Source organism: Frankia sp. AgB32 (assembly GCF_023243045.1).
Classification (GTDB): domain Bacteria; phylum Actinomycetota; class Actinomycetes; order Frankiales; family Frankiaceae; genus Frankia.
The window spans coordinates 21,160-39,463 of the sequence record NZ_JALKFX010000018.1; the positions used below are offsets into that span (position 1 = coordinate 21,160).

10 protein-coding genes and 1 pseudogene are annotated in these 18,304 nt (G+C 72.3%); all 11 read left to right on the forward strand.

The annotated features are described in order from the left end of the window. Positions 1-190: 190 nt before the first annotated feature. Entirely contained in the window at positions 191-4,738 is a 4,548-nt protein-coding gene (gltB, locus tag MXD60_RS08055; RefSeq protein ID WP_248818364.1) for a glutamate synthase large subunit, read from the forward strand. Between the two features lie 140 nt (positions 4,739-4,878). Further along, complete coding sequence (locus MXD60_RS08060) at positions 4,879-6,321, forward strand: glutamate synthase subunit beta (protein WP_248818365.1); 1,443 nt, start codon at positions 4,879-4,881, stop codon at positions 6,319-6,321. A gap of 166 nt (positions 6,322-6,487) precedes the next feature. Continuing rightward, a complete protein-coding gene (locus MXD60_RS08065) occupies positions 6,488-7,084 on the forward strand; it encodes an adenylate kinase (protein ID WP_248818366.1) in 597 nt (198 codons plus the stop codon). A gap of 109 nt (positions 7,085-7,193) precedes the next feature. Beyond that, a complete protein-coding gene (locus tag MXD60_RS08070) occupies positions 7,194-9,350 on the forward strand; it encodes a phosphoinositide-specific phospholipase C-related protein (protein ID WP_248818397.1) in 2,157 nt (718 codons plus the stop codon). A 133-nt stretch (positions 9,351-9,483) separates the two neighbouring features. Beyond that, positions 9,484-9,939, forward strand: a complete 456-nt coding sequence (locus MXD60_RS08075) for a tellurite resistance TerB family protein (protein WP_248818367.1) — start codon at positions 9,484-9,486, stop codon at positions 9,937-9,939. A 199-nt stretch (positions 9,940-10,138) separates the two neighbouring features. After that, entirely contained in the window at positions 10,139-10,951 is an 813-nt protein-coding gene (locus tag MXD60_RS08080) for a sulfite exporter TauE/SafE family protein (RefSeq protein ID WP_248818368.1), read from the forward strand. A gap of 387 nt (positions 10,952-11,338) precedes the next feature. Continuing rightward, entirely contained in the window at positions 11,339-11,959 is a 621-nt protein-coding gene (locus MXD60_RS08085) for a hypothetical protein (protein ID WP_248818369.1), read from the forward strand. Further along, positions 11,949-14,426 (forward strand): glycosyltransferase family 2 protein, encoded by a 2,478-nt coding sequence (locus MXD60_RS08090; protein WP_248818370.1) that lies wholly within the window; start codon positions 11,949-11,951, stop codon positions 14,424-14,426. The genes MXD60_RS08085 and MXD60_RS08090 overlap by 11 nt, the downstream gene beginning before the upstream one ends. Beyond that, entirely contained in the window at positions 14,426-16,207 is a 1,782-nt protein-coding gene (locus MXD60_RS08095; protein ID WP_248818371.1) for a galactose oxidase-like domain-containing protein, read from the forward strand. The genes MXD60_RS08090 and MXD60_RS08095 overlap by 1 nt, the downstream gene beginning before the upstream one ends. 187 nt (positions 16,208-16,394) lie before the next feature. Continuing rightward, positions 16,395-17,486 carry a glycoside hydrolase family 6 protein gene (locus MXD60_RS08100; RefSeq protein ID WP_248818372.1) on the forward strand — a complete coding sequence of 364 codons (1,092 nt, stop codon included), beginning with the start codon at positions 16,395-16,397 and terminating at the stop codon, positions 17,484-17,486. Positions 17,487-17,649: 163 nt separating this feature from the next. After that, positions 17,650-18,304, forward strand: a pseudogene (locus MXD60_RS08105) (hypothetical protein); the annotation flags it as partial.

An 18,304-nucleotide genomic window follows, 5' to 3' on the forward strand; every position in this document is an offset into this window, starting at 1 on the left:
GTCGGGAAGTGTGACGTTATACGGCTGTGACCTCGTGGACATATATGATCAAGGCGTATCGACGCGGCGCGTGGCACACTCGACTGAAGGCACCCGGGCCGCTGGGCCAGCGCCGTCGTGCCGCCGTTCCACCTCGGACAGCGTCGTCCGCTTCACCTTCAGCCCCTGAAGACGGACAGGACTTCGCCGGATGCCGAGTGCGCAAGGTCTCTACGACCCCACCTTCGAACACGATGGCTGCGGTGTCGGCTTCGTTGTCGACGTGCACGGCCGTCGCACCCACGAACTGGTCGACCATGGCCTGACCGTGCTGCGTAACCTCGACCATCGGGGCGCCTCCGGCAGCGATCCGGACACCGGCGACGGAGCCGGCATCCTGGTCCAGGTTCCGGATCTGTTCCTGCGCGACGTGGTCGACTTCGCCCTCCCCCCGGCCGGGCGCTACGCGGTGGGTATCGCGTTCCTCCCGCAGGTCGCCGGCGAGCGTGACGACGCGGTTCGGCTGATCAGCCGCATCGTCCGGCAGGAGGGCCTGCGGGTGCTCGGCTGGCGCGAGGTGCCGACGGTCAGCCACATCGTCGGGCATTCCGCCCGCGAGGTGGAGCCGCGGATGCGGCAGCTCTTCCTCACCGTTCCCGGTGAGGTGCCGGTGGGGTCCGCGACGGACGACGCCGAGTTCGACGTGGCCAACCTGGAGCGCCGCGCGTTCTGCGTGCGCAAGCGGATCCGCCGGGAGACCGGCGTCTACATGGCGTCGCTGTCCTCGCGCACCCTGGTCTACAAGGGGATGCTGACCACCCACCAGCTCTCGGCGTACTTCCCGGATCTGGACGACCCGCGTTTCGCCAGCGCCATCGCGCTCGTGCACAGCCGGTTCTCGACGAACACCTTCCCGAGCTGGCCGCTGGCCCACCCGTACCGGTTCGTCGCGCACAACGGCGAGATCAACACCGTCCGCGGCAACCGCAACTGGATGCGTGCCCGCGAGGCGCTGCTGGCCAGCGACCTGATTCCCGGCGATCTGTCCCGGTTGTTCCCGATCTGCGCGGACGGCGCGAGCGACTCGGCGAGCTTCGACGAGGTACTGGAGCTGCTGCACCTCGGCGGACGCAGCCTGCCGCACGCGGTGCTGATGATGATCCCGGAGGCGTGGGAGAACCACGCCGAGATGGATCCGGCCCGGCGCGCCTTCTACGAGTTCCACTCGACGCTGATGGAGCCGTGGGACGGCCCGGCGTCGATCGCGTTCACCGACGGCACGATCATCGGCGCGGTCCTCGACCGCAACGGCCTGCGCCCGTCCCGGTACTGGGAGACCGACGACGGCCTGGTCGTGATGGCCTCCGAGGTCGGCGTGCTGGACATCCCGCCGCACAAGATCGTGCGCAAGGGCCGGCTGCAGCCGGGCCGGATGTTCCTCGTCGACACCGCCCAGGGCCGCATCGTCAGCGACGAGGAGATCAAGAACGAGCTCGCGACCGCCGCGCCCTACGCGGAGTGGCTGCACGCCGGGCTGATCTCGCTCGACGACCTGCCCGAGCGCGAGCACATCATCTACGGGCACTCCTCCGTCCTGCGCCGCCAGCAGGTCTTCGGCTACACCGAGGAGGAGCTGCGCGTCCTCGTCGCGCCGATGGCCCAGGCCGGCGCCGAGCCGATCGGCTCGATGGGCACGGACACGCCCGTCGCGGTGCTCTCGTCGCGGCCCCGGCTGCTGTTCGACTACTTCACCCAGCTGTTCGCCCAGGTCACCAACCCGCCGCTGGACGCGATCCGGGAGGAGCTGGTCACCAGCCTGGGGCGCACCCTGGGCCCGGAGGGCAACCTGCTCGCGCCGTCCCCGGCGTCGTGCCGGATGGTGCACCTGCCCTACCCGGTGATCAGCAGCGTCCAGCTCGCGAAGATCATCGGGATCAACGATGACGGTGACATGCCGGGCTTCGCCTCGGTGACCGTCAGCGGCCTCTACGACGTCGACGGCGGGGGAGAGGCGCTCGCGGCCCGGCTGGCGGAGATCTGCGAGGGGGTCAGCGAGGCCATCGCCGACGGCGCCCGCGTCGTCGTGCTCTCCGACCGCGACTCCGACGAGCGCAAGGCACCGATCCCGTCGCTGCTGCTCACCGCCGCGGTGCACCACCACCTGATCCGGGAGCGGACCCGGACGAAGGTCGGGCTCATCGTCGAGTGCGGCGACGCCCGCGAGGTGCACCACATCGCCCTGCTCACCGGCTACGGCGCGGCGGCGGTCAACCCGTACCTGGCGTTCGAGTCGGTCGACACCCTCATCGACGAGGGCGAGGTCACCGGGGTGACCCGGGAGCAGGCCGAGAAGAACCTGATCAAGGCGCTCGGCAAGGGCGTGCTCAAGGTGATGTCCAAGATGGGCATCTCCACCGTCGCCAGCTACACCGGCGCGCAGGTCTTCGAGGCGATCGGCCTAGCCCAGGAGTTCGTCGACTCCTACTTCGTCGGCACCCCGTCGCGCCTCGACGGCGTCGGCCTCGACGTGATCGCCGACGAGGTCGCCGCCCGGCACCGCCGCGCCCACCCGCGGGTCGCCTCCGAGCTCGCCCACCGCGGGCTGGAGGTCGGCGGCGAGTACCAGTGGCGCCGCGAGGGCGAGATCCACCTGTTCGACCCGGAGACCGTCTTCCTGCTCCAGCACGCCACCCGGACCCGCCAGTACGACGTGTTCCAGCAGTACACCGGCAAGGTCGACGCCCTGTCCCGGGAGAACTCGACCCTGCGCGGCCTGTTCGACCTGCGCGCCGGCGTGCGCCCGCCGGTGCCGATCGAGGAGGTCGAACCGGTCTCGGAGATCGTCAAGCGGTTCGCCACCGGCGCGATGTCCTACGGTTCGATCAGCGCCGAGGCGCACGAGACCCTCGCCATCGCGATGAACCGCCTCGGCGCGAAGTCGAACACCGGCGAGGGCGGCGAGGACGCCCGCCGCTTCGTCCCCGACGAGAACGGGGACCTGCGCCGCAGCGCCGTCAAGCAGGTCGCCTCCGGCCGGTTCGGCGTGACCAGCGACTACCTGACCAACGCCGACGACATCCAGATCAAGATGGCGCAGGGCGCGAAGCCCGGCGAGGGCGGCCAGCTGCCCGGCCACAAGGTCTACCCGTGGATCGCGAAGACGCGGCACTCCACCCCGGGTGTCGGCCTGATCTCCCCGCCGCCGCACCACGACATCTACTCGATCGAGGACCTCGCCCAGCTCATCCACGACCTGAAGAACGCCAACCCGAAGGCCCGGGTGCACGTCAAGCTGGTCGCGGAGGTCGGCGTCGGCACGGTCGCCGCCGGCGTCTCCAAGGCGCACGCCGACGTGGTGCTGATCTCCGGGCATGACGGCGGCACCGGCGCCTCCCCGCTCACCTCGCTCAAGCACGCCGGCGCCCCCTGGGAGCTCGGGCTCGCCGAGACGCAGCAGACGCTGCTGCTCAACGGGCTGCGCGACCGGATCGTCGTGCAGGTCGACGGCCAGCTCAAGACCGGCCGCGACGTGATCGTCGGCGCGCTGCTCGGCGCCGAGGAGTTCGGCTTCGCCACCGCGCCGCTGGTCGTCGCCGGCTGCGTGATGATGCGCGTCTGCCACCTCGACACCTGCCCGGTCGGCGTCGCCACCCAGAACCCCGTACTGCGGGAGCGCTTCACCGGCAAACCCGAGTTCGTCGAGGCGTTCTTCACCTACATCGCCGAGGAGGTCCGCACCTACCTCGCGGCGCTGGGCTTCCGCACCCTGCAGGAGGCGGTCGGCCGGGTGGACCTGCTCGACGCCCGCGGGGCGATCGAGCACTGGAAGGCCTCCGGGCTGGACATCACTCCGCTGCTGCACATTCCCGAGCGGCCCTTCGGCGGCTCGCTGCACTGCACCTCCAGCCAGGACCACGGGCTGGACAAGGCGCTGGACAACTCGCTCATCCAGCTCTGCGAGGGCGCGCTCGACGATGGCCGCCCGGTGTGGCTGGAGATGCCGATCCGCAACGTCAACCGCACGGTCGGCACGATGCTCGGCTACGAGGTGACGAAGCGCTTCGGTGCCGCGGGACTGCCCGACGACACGATCCAGCTGCGGTTCACCGGCTCCGCCGGGCAGAGCTTCGGCGCGTTCGTTCCCCGTGGCATGACCCTGACCCTCGAAGGCGACGCGAACGACTACACCGGCAAGGGCCTGTCCGGCGGCAAGATCTTCGTCTTCCCGCCGAAGGAGTCGCCGCTGCGCGCCGAGGAGAACATCGTCGCCGGCAACGTCCTGCTCTACGGCGCGACCGCCGGCGAGGCGTTCTTCCGCGGCATCGTCGGCGAGCGGTTCTGCGTGCGCAACTCCGGCGCGACCGCGGTCGTCGAGGGCGTCGGTGACCACGGCTGCGAGTACATGACCGGCGGCACCGTGCTGGTGCTCGGGCCGATCGGGCGCAACTTCGCCGCCGGGATGAGCGGTGGCGCGGCCTACCTGTACGAGCCGGTCGAGGCGCGGATCAACCGCGAGATGGTCGACGTCGACGAGCTCGACGCCGCCGACGAGACGATCGTGCGCGACCTGCTCGTCCGGCACCGCCGGGAGACCGGATCGACGGTGGCCGCCCGCCTGTACGCCGACTGGGAGAACGCCCGCGGGTCGTTCCGCAAGGTGATGCCGCGCGACTACAAGCGGGTGCTGGCGGCGATGCGCCGGGCCGAGGAGCAGGGCCTCGTCGTCGAGGAAGAGATTATGGCGTCGACCCGTGGCTGACCGCCCGGCACCGAGCGCCCCGACCGCACCGACGGTCCCGGCCACATCGACGACGGCTCTGACCGCATCAACGGCACAGACCGCATCAACGGCACAGACCGCGTCGACGGCACGGACCGCACGTTCCCGACAGGAGTGGCATGGCTGACCCGACTGGCTTCCTCAAGCATGGCCGGGCGCTGCCGACGCGGCGGCCGGTGGACGTCCGCATCCAGGACTGGCAGGAGGTCTACCAGCCCTTCCCGGAGGCGGACCTGCGCGCGCAGGCCGCCCGGTGCATGGACTGCGGCATCCCGTTCTGCCACAACGGCTGCCCGCTGGGGAACATCATCCCCGAGTGGAACGATCTGACCAGGCGCGGGGACTGGGCCGACGCCATCGAGCGGCTGCACGCGACGAACAACTTCCCCGAGTTCACCGGGCGGCTGTGCCCGGCGCCGTGCGAGGCCGCCTGCGTGCTCGGTATCGGTGACGACCCGGTGACGATCAAGCAGGTCGAGGTCAGCATCATCGACCGGGCCTGGGCGGACGGGACCGTCGTCCCGGTGCCGCCGTCGGTGCACACCGGCCGCCGGGTCGCGGTCGTCGGCTCGGGGCCCGCCGGGCTCGCCGCCGCCCAGCAGCTCACCCGCGCCGGCCACGACGTGGTCGTCTACGAGCGGGCCGACCGCGCTGGCGGGCTGCTGCGCTACGGCATCCCCGAGTTCAAGATGGAGAAGGCCGTCCTCGACCGGCGCCTCGCCCAGATGGAGGCGGAGGGCACGTCGTTCGTGACGTCCTGCAATGTCGGGGTGGACATCACCGCGGACGAGCTGCGGTCCTCCTACGACGCGGTGGTCCTCGCCGGCGGGTCGACCGTCGGGCGCGACCTGCCGGTGCCCGGGCGCGAGCTCGGCGGCATCCACCTGGCGATGGAGTTCCTGGAGCCGGCGAACCGGGTGGTCGCGGCCGACCTGGCCGAGCCGCCGATCACGGCGGCGGGCAAGCGGGTCGTCATCATCGGCGGCGGCGACACCGGCGCGGACTGCCTGGGCACCTCGCACCGCCAGGGCGCGGTGTCGGTGCACCAGCTGGAGATCATGCCGCGGCCGCCGGAGCTGCGGGCGCCGGCGAACCCGTGGCCGTCGTTCCCGATCCTCTACCGGGTGTCCAGCGCGCACGAGGAGGGCGGCGAGCGGGTGTTCGCCGTGTCCACCGAGCGCTTCCTCGGCGGCGACGACGGCAACGTGCGGGCGCTGCGCATGCACGAGGTGCGCTTCGTCGAGGGACGGTTCGAGAAGGTCGAGGGCACCGACGTCGAGCTGCCCTGCGAGCTGGTGCTGCTGGCGATGGGCTTCACCGGCCCGCAGCGCCCCGGCCTGCTCACCGACCTCGGCGTCGAGCTCGACGGGCGGGGCAACGTGGCCCGCGACGCCGGCTGGGAGACCTCCGTGCCCGGCGTGTTCGTCGCCGGTGACATGGGCCGCGGCCAGTCCCTGATCGTCTGGGCGATCTCGGAGGGCCGCTCGGCGGCCGCGGCGGTCGACCGGCGCCTGATGGGCCGCACCGATCTGCCGGACCCGATCACCCCGACCCGTCGCTGAGCGGCGGGCGGCTGGGGAACCCGATCGGGGGCTGTCCGGATGAGTGGTTCGAACGTGCGCGCCGCGTGACAAATCACTGTGATCTGGCTTGCTCCCGATCGGATGTGCCCTGATTGACCGAGATCGGCTGTGGGGATCGGTACTGGTGGCGGTACCGTCCTGACCCATGAGGCTCGTGCTGCTCGGCCCCCCGGGCTCCGGCAAGGGAACGCAGGGCGCTCGGATCAGCGCCCGGCACGGTATCCCGTCGATCTCCACCGGCCAGTTGTTCGACCGGCAGATCTCCGCGGGCACCGACCTCGGGCGCCGCGCCGAGCGGTACGTGCGGGCCGGTGAGCTCGTGCCCGACGAGATCGTCCTCGACATGGTCGCCGACCGCCTCGCCGAGGGGGTGGACTGCGCCGCCGGGTTCCTCTTCGACGGCTTCCCCCGCACCCTGGCGCAGGCCGAGGCCCTCGACCGGATGCTGACGGCGAGCTGCGGGCCGCTCGACGCGGTCGTCGACCTCGACGTGGACGTCGACGAGGTGCTCGACCGCATCCGCCGCCGGGCCCACACCGAGGACCGTCTCGACGACGCCGAGGACACCGCGCGCCGGCGGATGAGCGTCTTCGCACAGGAGACCGCCCCGCTGCGCGCGCACTACGGCGACCTCGGCCTGCTGTACACGGTCGACGGCACCGGCAGCCCCGACGAGGTCGCCGCCCGGATCGAGCAGACCCTCGCCGCCGTGGCCCACCCGGAGCTTCCCCTGCGCGGCTGAACCGGGGGAGACCCCGGCCAGGCGTGACCGGTTTGCCCGCGCGATATCCTGGGCGCGGTGGGTAGACAGCGTGGATGAGCGAAACGACGGCCGCAGCCGCCTCGCGTACATGGCGCTGGTGGCCGTCGTCGTGCTCTGCTGGCTGCCGCTCGTCGTGATCCTCACGGCGTCGCGGACGGTGCTCAACCCGTCGTTCTACTCGCAGTCGCTGAACCGGGCGCACGCCTACGACCGGGTGTACACCGAGGTCCTGCCCGACCCGGCGGTCGACACCCTGCTCGCCGGCCTGCCGATCGACTCCACCCTGGTGACCGCCAACCTGCGCACGGTCCTGCCGCCGGCGACCGTCCAGGAGCTGACCGACGAGCAGATCACCCGCATCGTCGACTACCTGCGGGCCCGCACCGATGACGTCGAGCTGGCCGTCGACCTCCAGCCGATCTTCGGCAACATCTCCGGGCTGGCCAACCGCTACATCGCCGGCGAGCTCGGCGCCGGCACGACCTACCGGGTCACCTCCGTGCAGGACTTCACCCACGGGGTGCTCAGCGCGATCGACGACATCAGCGCGGGCCGGGTGCCGAAGTCGCTGCCGACGATCGAGCTGACCGCGCAGGACACCGACCGGCTGCTGCCCCTGGTGCTCGACCGGGTCGACCCGGCCACCCGGACCAGGGTGGAACCCGAGCTGCGGGCCATGCTGCGCTCCGGAAACATCGCCGGCGCGCTCGCCCTGATCGGCCCGCAGATCTTCCAGGGCGACGAGCGGGCCACCGCCCGGCTGCGGACCTCGCTGCACGGCTCCACCCTCGACCTCGGGCTGCGCCTTTCGGACCTGCGTGGGGAACCGGCTATCCGCGCCGTCGACCGCCTGCACGACGTCTGCGCGGCCCTGTGGTGGGTGACGATCCTGCTCGGCCTGGTCATGGCGGGCGCGTTGGCCGGGATCGTGGTGCTCGCCGGGCGGCGCGGGGTGTCGCGGGTGCGGGCCGGCGCCGGTGCGGTCCTCGCGGCCGGCCTCGGCGCGGCGGTCCTCGGCGTCGTCCTGCGCCTGACCCTGCCCAACCCGCTGACGTCGCTCGACGGCCCCCGTTCACCGCTGCCGCCCGGCGCCAGCCGGGTCCTGGTCGACTTCTCCGGGCACGCCTACGCCACGATCGAAGGCGACTACCTGCGGATCGTCGCCTGGACGCTGGTCGCCGCCATCGTCGTCGGCGGCCTGTCGCTGCTGGTGGCGGCGTCCGCGCGGTGGAGCCGGACCGGGCGGCGCCGCCGGGTCGCCACCGCGTTCGTCCTCGCCGTCCCGGTCATGGTCACCGTGACCTGGACGGCCTTCCCCGGCGCCGCCGCCGAGCCGCGCGTGCTGTGCGAGTCCAGCCCGTCGCTGTGCGACCGGCGCTACGACCAGGTGACCTACCTCGCCACCCACAACGCCATGGCGAACAGCGAGGACCAGTTCCTCGGGCCCGCCCAGGATCCGACGATCGTCCACCAGCTCGACCTGGGGGTGCGGGCGCTGCTGCTCGACGTCCACCACTGGACGCCGGCGGCCCAGGTCGAGACCTACCTGAACACGTTGCCGCCGGCGACCCGCGACGCCCTCGCCCCGCTGACCCAGGGGGCCGTGTCGCAGCGCCCCGGCACCTGGCTGTGCCATGACGTCTGTCAGCTCGGCTCGCTCGACTTCGCCGCCGAGCTCGGCCAGATCCGGGACTGGATGGCTCGCAATCCCACCGAGGTCGTCACGCTGATCATCCAGGAGGACGACGTGTCGGCCAGCGAGATCGCCGGGGCGGTGGCCGCCGCCGGCCTCGCCGACACGGTCCTCACCCCGCCCGAGGACCCGCACGGCCGCTGGCCGACGCTACGATCGATGATCAGCTCCGGGCGGCGCCTCGTCGTCTTCACCGAGCGCCAAGACCTGCCCGGGACGTTCCTGCGCGGCTTCTACCGGTACGCCACCGACACCCCGTTCGACGCCGACCGTCCCGAGGACCTGCGGTCGTGCCCGCGCAACCGGGGTTCCGCCGGCGCCGACCTGCTCCTGATGAACCACTGGCTGACCGCGGCCGCGCCCAGCCGGCGGGCCGCCCTGAGCTCGAACGCCGCGGACACCATCGTCGAGCGCGCCGCCCGCTGTCGTACCGAGCAGGGCCGTACCCCGACCTTCGTCGCGGTCGACTTCTCGACCATCGGTTCGGCGCAGGCCGCCGTGGACCGGCTCAACCGGGTCGCCGCGCGCCCCCCGGCCGCCACCGCCCGCTGAGCCGCCCCCGGTGGGAGCATCGGTGCCGGATCGTGCGTTCACCCTGGTGAATCGTTCGCCGCCGACACCGTGGGACGCGGTGTCGGCCCGGGTCCAACGGGGTCCGGGCCCCCAGCCGTGCAAGGGAGCACAGGTGCCCATCTGGAACCAGCTGCGCCAGTCCGCGCAGACCATGCAGGGCCAGCTGAACGCCAAGAAGAACGACCTGAAGAGCGGCGCCTTCCGGGACGCGAGCATGGCGATCTGCGCGCTGGTCGCGGCCGCGGACGGCACGGTCGACCCGGCCGAACGCCAGCGGGTCGCGTCGCTGATCATTTCCAACGACGTGCTCAACAACTTCCCCGCCGACGACCTGCAGCGCCGCTTCAACGACTACCTGGGCAAGCTGCAGGCCGACTTCGAGTTCGGCAAGGTCTCGGTCCTGCAGGACATCGGCAGGACGAAGAAGAAGCCGGCGGAGGCCCGTGCGGTCATCCAGATCGGCATCGTCATCGGCGGCGCCGACGGGGTGTTCGACAAGACCGAGCAGGCCGTCGTGCGCGAGGCGTGCTTCGCCGTCGGGATCAACCCGGAGGAGTTCGACCTCTGAGCCGACCCGGCGCGTGAACGGGCGCGCCGGCGCAGCCGCCGCCGGGTCCCGGCGGCGGCCGGTCGGGCGCAGACCACGTCACATCTCCACCCGTGTCTGACCCAATGGTTAGATGCTCGGGCAGACCGTCGCGCCCATGCGCGGGTCGGGCTGGTCGCGGCGTCGGGTCCGCGGGTAGGCGGGGGGACGAGGAGGGCACGTGGGGCCAGCTGACGCCGCGCTTGTCGGCGGGGCGGGCCTGCTCGCCGGTGCCGTCAACGCGATTGCCGGTGGCGGCACCCTCATCGCCTTCCCGGCGCTGCTCGTCACCGGGCTGCCCGCCCTGACGGCCAACATCACGTCCTCCGTCGGCCTGCTCACCGGCTACGCGGGCGGGGCCCTCGGCTACCGCCGTGAACTCGCCGACCAGGTCGAGCGTCTGCGTGTCCTCGGCCCGCCGGTCGTCCTCGGCGGCATCATCGGCGCCGTGGTGCTGCTGGCCACCCCGTCCGCGGGCTTTCGTTCCGCCGTCCCCTACCTGGTGCTCGCCTCCTGTCTGCTGCTGGCGGCCCAGACCCGCCTGGGCGCCCTGGTCGCCCGGCGTCGAGCCACGGCGACCGGTGGGACGCCGGCCGACGGGACGACGCCCGCCCCCCCGCCACGAGCTGGGGGAGAGGTCGTCACCTGGCCGACGCGTCTCGGCGTGCTGCTGGCCGGTGTGTACGGCTCCTACTTCGGCGCCGGGCTGGGCGTACTGCTGCTGGGCGTACTCGGTATCCTGCTGGCCGACGACCTTCAGCGCACGAACGCGCTCAAGACGCTGCTCGCCTTCGGCGTGAACGCGGTCGGCGTCGTCGTGTTTCTCGTCACCGCGAAAGTGGCCTGGGGCTACGCCGGCATTCTTGTGGTTACCTCACTGATCGGCGGCATTGCTGGCGCCCGTATTGCCCGCCGGCTTCGCCCCGGGCCTTTGCGCGCGGCCGTGATTACGCTTGGTGTGACGGTGGCCATCGTGCTCATCGTCCGCGGCTGATCGCCGGCGGACGTCCGGCCGCCCACCATACCGACAACGCGCGGAACAACGCCACGGTCAGGGCCCTATCGTCGGGCCGGTCGGCGGCAGCGCAACCCTCACGTGAGGTGCGAGGTCGGGAGCGGAGACGCCCACCCCAGCGGATGAGTATTGGCTGGCGTCCGCATAATCTGTACACGCAGTGTTCCTGGGGAACGCTCACGTAACTGTAATCCTGTGTGGTTGGCACGGTATTTTCGTGCCGTCACGTGTCCGTCAGGTGTGGTGGCGGCGCGGTCTGCACGGGGAAGTCCTGTCCGCGCCAGGGGGTGGCGTGGGGTCGCGGCACGGCCGCGCGGACTCGGCCAGCCGGCCGGGCGGCGCGCCCTGCCCGGTGGGAGGGGATTCGTGGTCGAGGTGAACGGAGCGCTGGGCGCCGGGCTGGCCGGGCGGGCCGGTGCCCGGCTGCGCGCGGCCGCGCCCTGGGCGGATCGCGCGCTGGTGCTGTGCGCGCTGGCAGCGCTGGTCGCGGCGTTCGCCGTGCCGCGGACATGGGCGCGCGCGACCCTGTCCGACCGCGGCGCGGCGCTGCTCGTCGTCACCAGATCCGGCTGGGACCTGCGTCCCACCGGCGCGCTGGTCGTCGCGGTCGTCGTGCTCGCCATCGTCGGGTGCGGGTTCGCCCGCCGCGTCGGGCACCCGGCGCTGGGGGTGCCGCTGGTCGCCGCGGGCGTCGCCGTCGCGGCGCTCGCGCTGAGCCGGATCTCCGCCGCGGACCCGCTCGAGCACACGATCGGCCGGTTGCGCATCGGAACCTTCCAGACCGACGAACCGGTCACGGCAGGGGCGGCGGGGGAGTGGCTGTGGGTCACCGTGGCGGCCGGCGTCGTCATGGCCGCCACGGCCCTGAGCTGGCTGGTACTCGCGCGCCGGGTCGCGGCGAGCGGTGCTGCTTCGGGTGTGGCGGCCACGGCTGGCGCGGCTGGTGCGGTCGACGCGACGCGGGACGGAGCCGGACATGGCCTATGACTACGCGTCGTTCTCGACGCTCGCCGGACCCCTGGGGGAGCCACCCGCCGAGGGTGAGTACCACGTCGCCTACCGCAAGATCATGGTGGGGCGACACCTGTACCAGGTGCTGCCACAACTGCTCGCCACCGTGGGACTGTCGTCGCTGTTCTTCGTCTGGCTGATCCAGCCGCAGCACTACCCGCACTCGCGGTACCTGCCGACCGCCGTCCAGGTCGGCAACGCCGTGATGTTCTGGCTGATCGTCGTGACCGAGGGCATCCGCCTGCTGAACTCGGTGACGCTGTGCTGGTCGGCGTTCATCATGCGCAACCCCATCCCGGTCACCCCGCCGCGCGGCCTGCGGGTCGCGTTCACCACGACGATCGTGCCGTCGAAGGAACCCATCGACGTCGTCCGCGACACCCTGATCGCGGCCCGCAACATCCGCCACGACTCGAAAATCGACGTCTGGCTGCTCGACGAGGGCAATGACCCGGCGGTGCGCGCGATGTGCGTCGAGATCGGCGTCAACCACTTCTCCCGCAAGGGCGTCGAGCGCTGGAACACCGACCGTGGCCGGTTCCGCGCGAAGACGAAGCACGGTAATCACAACTCGTGGCTCGACGCCCACGGTGACGCCTACGACGTGGTTATCTCCGTGGATCCCGATCACATTCCCCTGCCGAACTTCGCGCAACGAATGCTCGGATATTTTCGGGACCCGAACGTGGCGTTCGTCGTCGGACCGCAGGTTTACGGAAACTTCCGCCACTACCTCACCCGCGGTGCCGAGGCACAGAACTACATGTTCCACTCGGTGGTGCAGCGGGCGGCGAACCGGTTCGCCTGCGGCATGTTCGTGGGCACCAACCACGCCTACCGGGTGGAGACCTGGCGGCAGATCGGCGGATTCCAGGACTCCATCACGGAGGACCTCGCGACGTCGTTCGCCGTCCACGGCGCCCGCAACCCGAACACGAACCACCGCTGGACGTCCGTCTACACCCCGGACGTCATCGCCGTCGGCGAGGGCCCGGCGACCTGGACGGACTTCTTCAGCCAGCAGCTGCGCTGGGCCCGCGGCGCCAACGAGGTCCTCGTCACCGAGGCGGCACGGCGGATGCGCCGGCTCAACTGGGGCCCGCGGCTGCACTACGCGACGCTGATGCTGCACTATCCGACGGTCGCCCTGACCTGGATCCTCGGGATGATCCTCACCACGACGTACATGGCGCTGGGGTCGACCGGGATCGTCGTGCACGTCTCGGCGTGGCTCGCGCTGTACTTCGACGTGTTCGCCGCCCGGCTGCTGCTGTACTTCTGGCTGCGTCGGTTCAACACCAGCCCGCACGAGGAACCGGGCAGCGCCGGCATGTCCGGCATCTTCGTCTCGGTGCTGTGCACGCCGTTCTACTCGACGGCACTGGTCGGGGCGGTGTTCCGGCGCAAGCTCGGGTTCGTCGTCACGCCGAAGGGCGACCAGGCCAGCCCGGACCGGCTGATGACCTTCCGCAAGCACCTGTTCTGGGCGGCGTGGTCGGCCGGGTCGATCGCCGCGGCCGCGGCCCTGGGCCACCTCTATCCGGCGAACATGGTCTGGGTCTCGCTGTCGCTGGTGACCTGTCTGCTGCCGATCGGGCTGTGGGCCCTGGAACCGGTCCTCGCGCCGCGCCGCGCCGCGGCGCCGAACCCGCTGCCGCCCGCCCACGTGCCGGCGCCGCGCCGCGCCGGGCAGACCGGCCGCCCAGCCGCCCCCGCCGTCGGCCGGCGCTCCGCGACCACCACCGCGGGCAGTACCGCCGGCGTCGCCCCTGCCGTCGGTGCCGCGAGAGGTACCGATCCCGTCACGGAGGAGGTGCCGGCCACCGTCGCCGCGACCTTCGCCCAGCCCGCCACCGCGGCGGTCGAACTGCCCGAGGGACTCGTGACCGCCGCGCGGGAGTCCGTCGATGCCGACACCATGCTCATCCTGCCGGCGCAGATCCCGCAGATCCCGCAGACCGGGCACCGAGTGCCGGCCGCCGAGAAGGCGAGGAGTGCCGGGGAGAAGAAGAAGTCCGCCGGCGAAAGGAAGCCGGCCGGCGGGAAGGTGCCGGCCGGCGCGGCGGGGGTCGACGGACCGACCCTGCTGCTGTCCGCGCCGGCCGCCGCGGCCGCCGCGGCCCGGGCCGGCGGCGCCCACACGGGGGACGGCGCCGACCAGGACACGATGATCACGCGAGGCGGGCCGCGCTCCCCCTCGGATGATCCGCCGGCCTACCCCGACGACAAGCCCCAGTCCACGCGTGCCGCCGACCCCGTACCGGTCGGGGGCGAGCCCGCCTACGCGGAGCACGAGACCATGTTGACCCCGCGCCGCGAGGCGCTCGCCGGTGTCGGAGCCGCGCCGGGTGACCAGCCCGTCTACGTCGAGGACGTGACGATGCGGCTCACCCCGCGCCGCCGCCGCGTGTCCCTCGACGGCATGCTCGAGGAACTCGGCTGATGGCCGACAGCTCCCGCCACCCCGGCTCAGGTCCCGACTCCGGATCCGGCTCCGATCCCGATCCCGATCGGGACGCGTCGCGACGCCGGGACGGGCGCCGCGCTCAGGGCGACGACTCGCCGACGTTCTCCGATCTGCCCGTCGTCGACCGTCCCGCGCACCTCGACGACCCGCGGATGACTCCGGTGGTGGCGACGCCGTCGCCGTCCCGGCAGCGCCGACGGATCCTGCAGGCCACGATCATCGTGCTGGTCGTCCTGCTGGGCAACCTCCCCTACGTCGGCTCCTGGGCGTCGGACCAGTACGACCAGTGGCAGTCCCACAAGCCCGACTACATGCGGGCCAACGGGCGCTGGGACATCGTCGCCGACAGCGGTTCGCGGTCGATCCACGCGGCGATGCTGCGCACCGGCAAGGTGCTGCTGATGGCGGGCTCCGGCAACGACAAGAAGAACTTCGACGCCAAGCGGTTCGAAACAGTCCTGTGGGACCCGGTCGCGAACACGTTCCAGAAGATCTACACACCCTGGGACGTCTTCTGCGCCGGGCACGCCTTCCTGCCCAACGGAGAACTGCTCATCGCCGGCGGAACCAAGGCGTACGAGGTGCTCGCCCAGGACTCACCGGACGGCAAAAAGAAGGAATACAAGGGGCTCAAGGACGCCTACCTGTTCGACCCGATCCTCGAGCGGTTCGTCAGGACCGGCTTCCTCCAGCACGCCCGCTGGTACCCGACGTTGGTCACGCTGGCCAACGGCGCGGTCGTCGCCGTCTCCGGACTCAACGAGAACGGCGACATCGACCCTGGCAACACCGAGTCCTACAGCGCCGCCAGCGCCAGCTGGATCGAGCATCCGGACCTGCGCAAGGAGTTCCCGACCTACCCGTCGCTGCTGCTGGCCGCGGACGGCCGGCTGTTCTTCTCCGGCGCCAACGCCGGCTACGGTCCGGCGTCACTGGCGGCCCGCCAGTCCGGGCTGTGGAACCTGACGAACAACAACTTCCAGACCGTGCCCGGCCTGCCGCTACCGGAGGTCAACGAGACGGCCGGCACGGTCATGCTCGCCCCGGCCCAGGACCAGAAGGTGATGTTCATCGGGGGCGGTGGCGTCGGCGACACCCAGGTGGCCACGGACCGCACCGCGATCGTGGACCTGTCCAGACCGGCTCCCGCCTGGGTGCGCGGCCCGGACCTCAGCTCGCCCAAGCGTTACCCGGGCGCGGTGGTGCTGCCCGACGACACGGTGCTCGTCTCCGGCGGCTCCCGTCGTTACCGCGCGAAGGACACGCTCACCGCCGAGATCTACAACCCGGTGACGAACACGTTCCGCCAGGTGGCCGACCCGCACGTGGGCCGCGACTACCACTCCGAGTACCTGCTGCTGCCCGATGGCCGGGTGGCGGTGTTCGGCTCGAACCCGCTCAGCGACGACAACACGTTCGACACCCGGGTGGAGGTCTACTCCCCGCCGTACCTGTACGCGGGTACGCGCCCGGTGGTGCAGGGCGCGCCGACCGCGGTCACCCGGGGTACCACGATCTCCTTCAGGACCTCGCAGCAGGTCGGCAAGGTGCGGCTGATCCGGCCCGGGGCGTACACCCACGTCACCGATACGGAACAACGGTCGGTGGCCTTGCCGATCACCGCGCAGTCGAACGGTACCGTCACGGTGAGCGTGCCGGCCAACCCGAATGTCCTTCCGGGTGACTGGTACATGCTCTTCGTCGACAACGGGGCGAACGTGCCGTCGGTCGCGACGTGGGTGCAGGTGGCCCAGTAGCGCCGCGGATCGCCGCTGCGGCCGGGGCCGGCGTCCCGCGCCGCCGGGCGCAGCCCACCACGTCGGCGAGGTCACCGTCGAGAGGAGTGCCTTCGTGCCGACGTCCACGTCGACGCCCCCGGGCCACGGCCGCGGGCGGCGCGGCGGGTCACGGTCGAGCCCGGAACCGGGTCGACGGGGCCGGTCGGTGTTCGGGTCGGCCCGCGGGGTCGCGGTCGGGGTCGCGGTCGCGGCGGCGCTGGCCGGCTGCGGGATCGGCGGCAGCAGCGGCGGCGGGGCGGCCGACCGCGGAACGGCGAGCGCGCGCACGGTGGCCGCGCCCGACCTGACCCGCTGCCCGGCCGGCGTCGGCGTGGCCGCCGGCGACGGTCAGCCGGTGTCGGCGGACACCGGCGTCGGGCGGACCCGTACTCCGCGCGGGCCGTTCCTGGTCGATCCGCGCAGTCAGGCCGCCCAGCAGGCAGCGGCCGACCCGGCCGGCGCCGACGCGATCGCCCCGCTGGTGCGGACGCCGACCGCCTTCTCCGTCGGCGACTGGATCACCGACGTCACCGGCGAGGTCCACAGCCGGGCCGCCGCCGCCCGCGCCGGCGGCACCACCGCCGTGTTCATGGTCTACGGCATCCCGCACCGCGACGTCGGCGCCGGCTACTCCGCCGGCGGGTTCTCCAGCGCCGACGCGTACCGCCAGTTCACCCGCCAGGTCGCGGCGGGCATCGGCGACACCCGGGCGGTCATCGTGCTCGAACCCGACTCGCTCGGCCAGATCGACCAGCTGCCCGCCGACCAGGCGACCGAGCGGTACGCGCTGCTGCGCGACGCGGTGGACGTCTACGCCGGGCTGCCGGGGACCAGCGTGTATCTCGACGGGACGAACTGCGGCTGGATCGCCCCGGCGGAGATGGCCCGCCGGCTGGTCGCGGCCGGCGTCGCGCACGCGCGAGGTTTCGCGGTGAACGTGGCGAACTACTACCGGACCTCCGACGAGGTGGCCCGCGCGGAGGTGCTGGCCGGGCTGCTCGGCGACGCGCACTACATCGTCGACACCTCCCGCAACGGCCGCGGCCCGGCCACCGGACTGACCGACGCCTGGTGCAATCCGCCGGGCCGGGGAACCGGCACGACACCGACGACTGACACGGGATACCCCCACGCCGACGCGTTCCTGTGGGTGAAGACGCCCGGCGCGAGCGACGGCGAATGCGGCCGCAACAATCCGTCGGCCGGAAGCTGGTGGCCGCAGGCGGCGGCCGACCTCCTGCGCAACGGCGTGGGCTGAGCGAAGGCGTGGCCGCGGGCGCGCGCGGCGCCTCGCCGTGGACCGGATGAGGGTCCCTTTCCTCCCCGTTTACTGATTACTAGGCGTATCTAGGTATGCTTCGGCTGACATGGGGCCCGCGGGTGCATCATGGCCCCGCGATATGCGGGTAACCGGAGGTCGCGTGCCAAGTACCCCGAGCCACCGGCGCCATCGCCGTCCCGTCCGCCGGGCGGGCTCGCCCAGCGCGGGCCGACGGCGGTTCCTCGTCCTGCTCCTGCCGGTCGCCCTCCTGGCGGCGGTGGTCGGATTCGGGCTGGACCAGTTCCTCCTCGCGTCGACCGAGGCGTCCGCAGACGGGGCGAGCACCGTCTCGGCAGGCCGCCCCGACGTCGGGACGATCACCGCCACGGCCCCGGACCCGACTCGCGTGTTCACGTTGCCGTCGGCCGGTGCCACCGGCCCGGCCGCCGCGAAGAACGCCACCGGGCTCACCGCCGTCACCGTGCCGACCGTGCCCCTCACCCCCATCGGCCCGGCCCCGGCCGCCCCGAGCAGCGGGCCGACCGCGGCCGCGCCGCGCGCGGCCGCACCACCGGCGGCATTGACGGGCGCGGCCAGCGGCGACCCGTTCACCTCGGCCACCCTCTATGTCGACCCGAACGGCGACGCGGCGAAGGCCGTGGCGACCCTGAGCGCGAGTGACCCGGCCGGCGCGCAGACGCTGCAACGTCTCGCCGGCCGGTCCCACGCCGACTGGTTCGGCGACCCGGTCCCGGCCACCGTGGGGGGCCCGGGGGGGCCGCCCGGGCGCGGGGGGGGGGGGGCGCCCGCCCGGG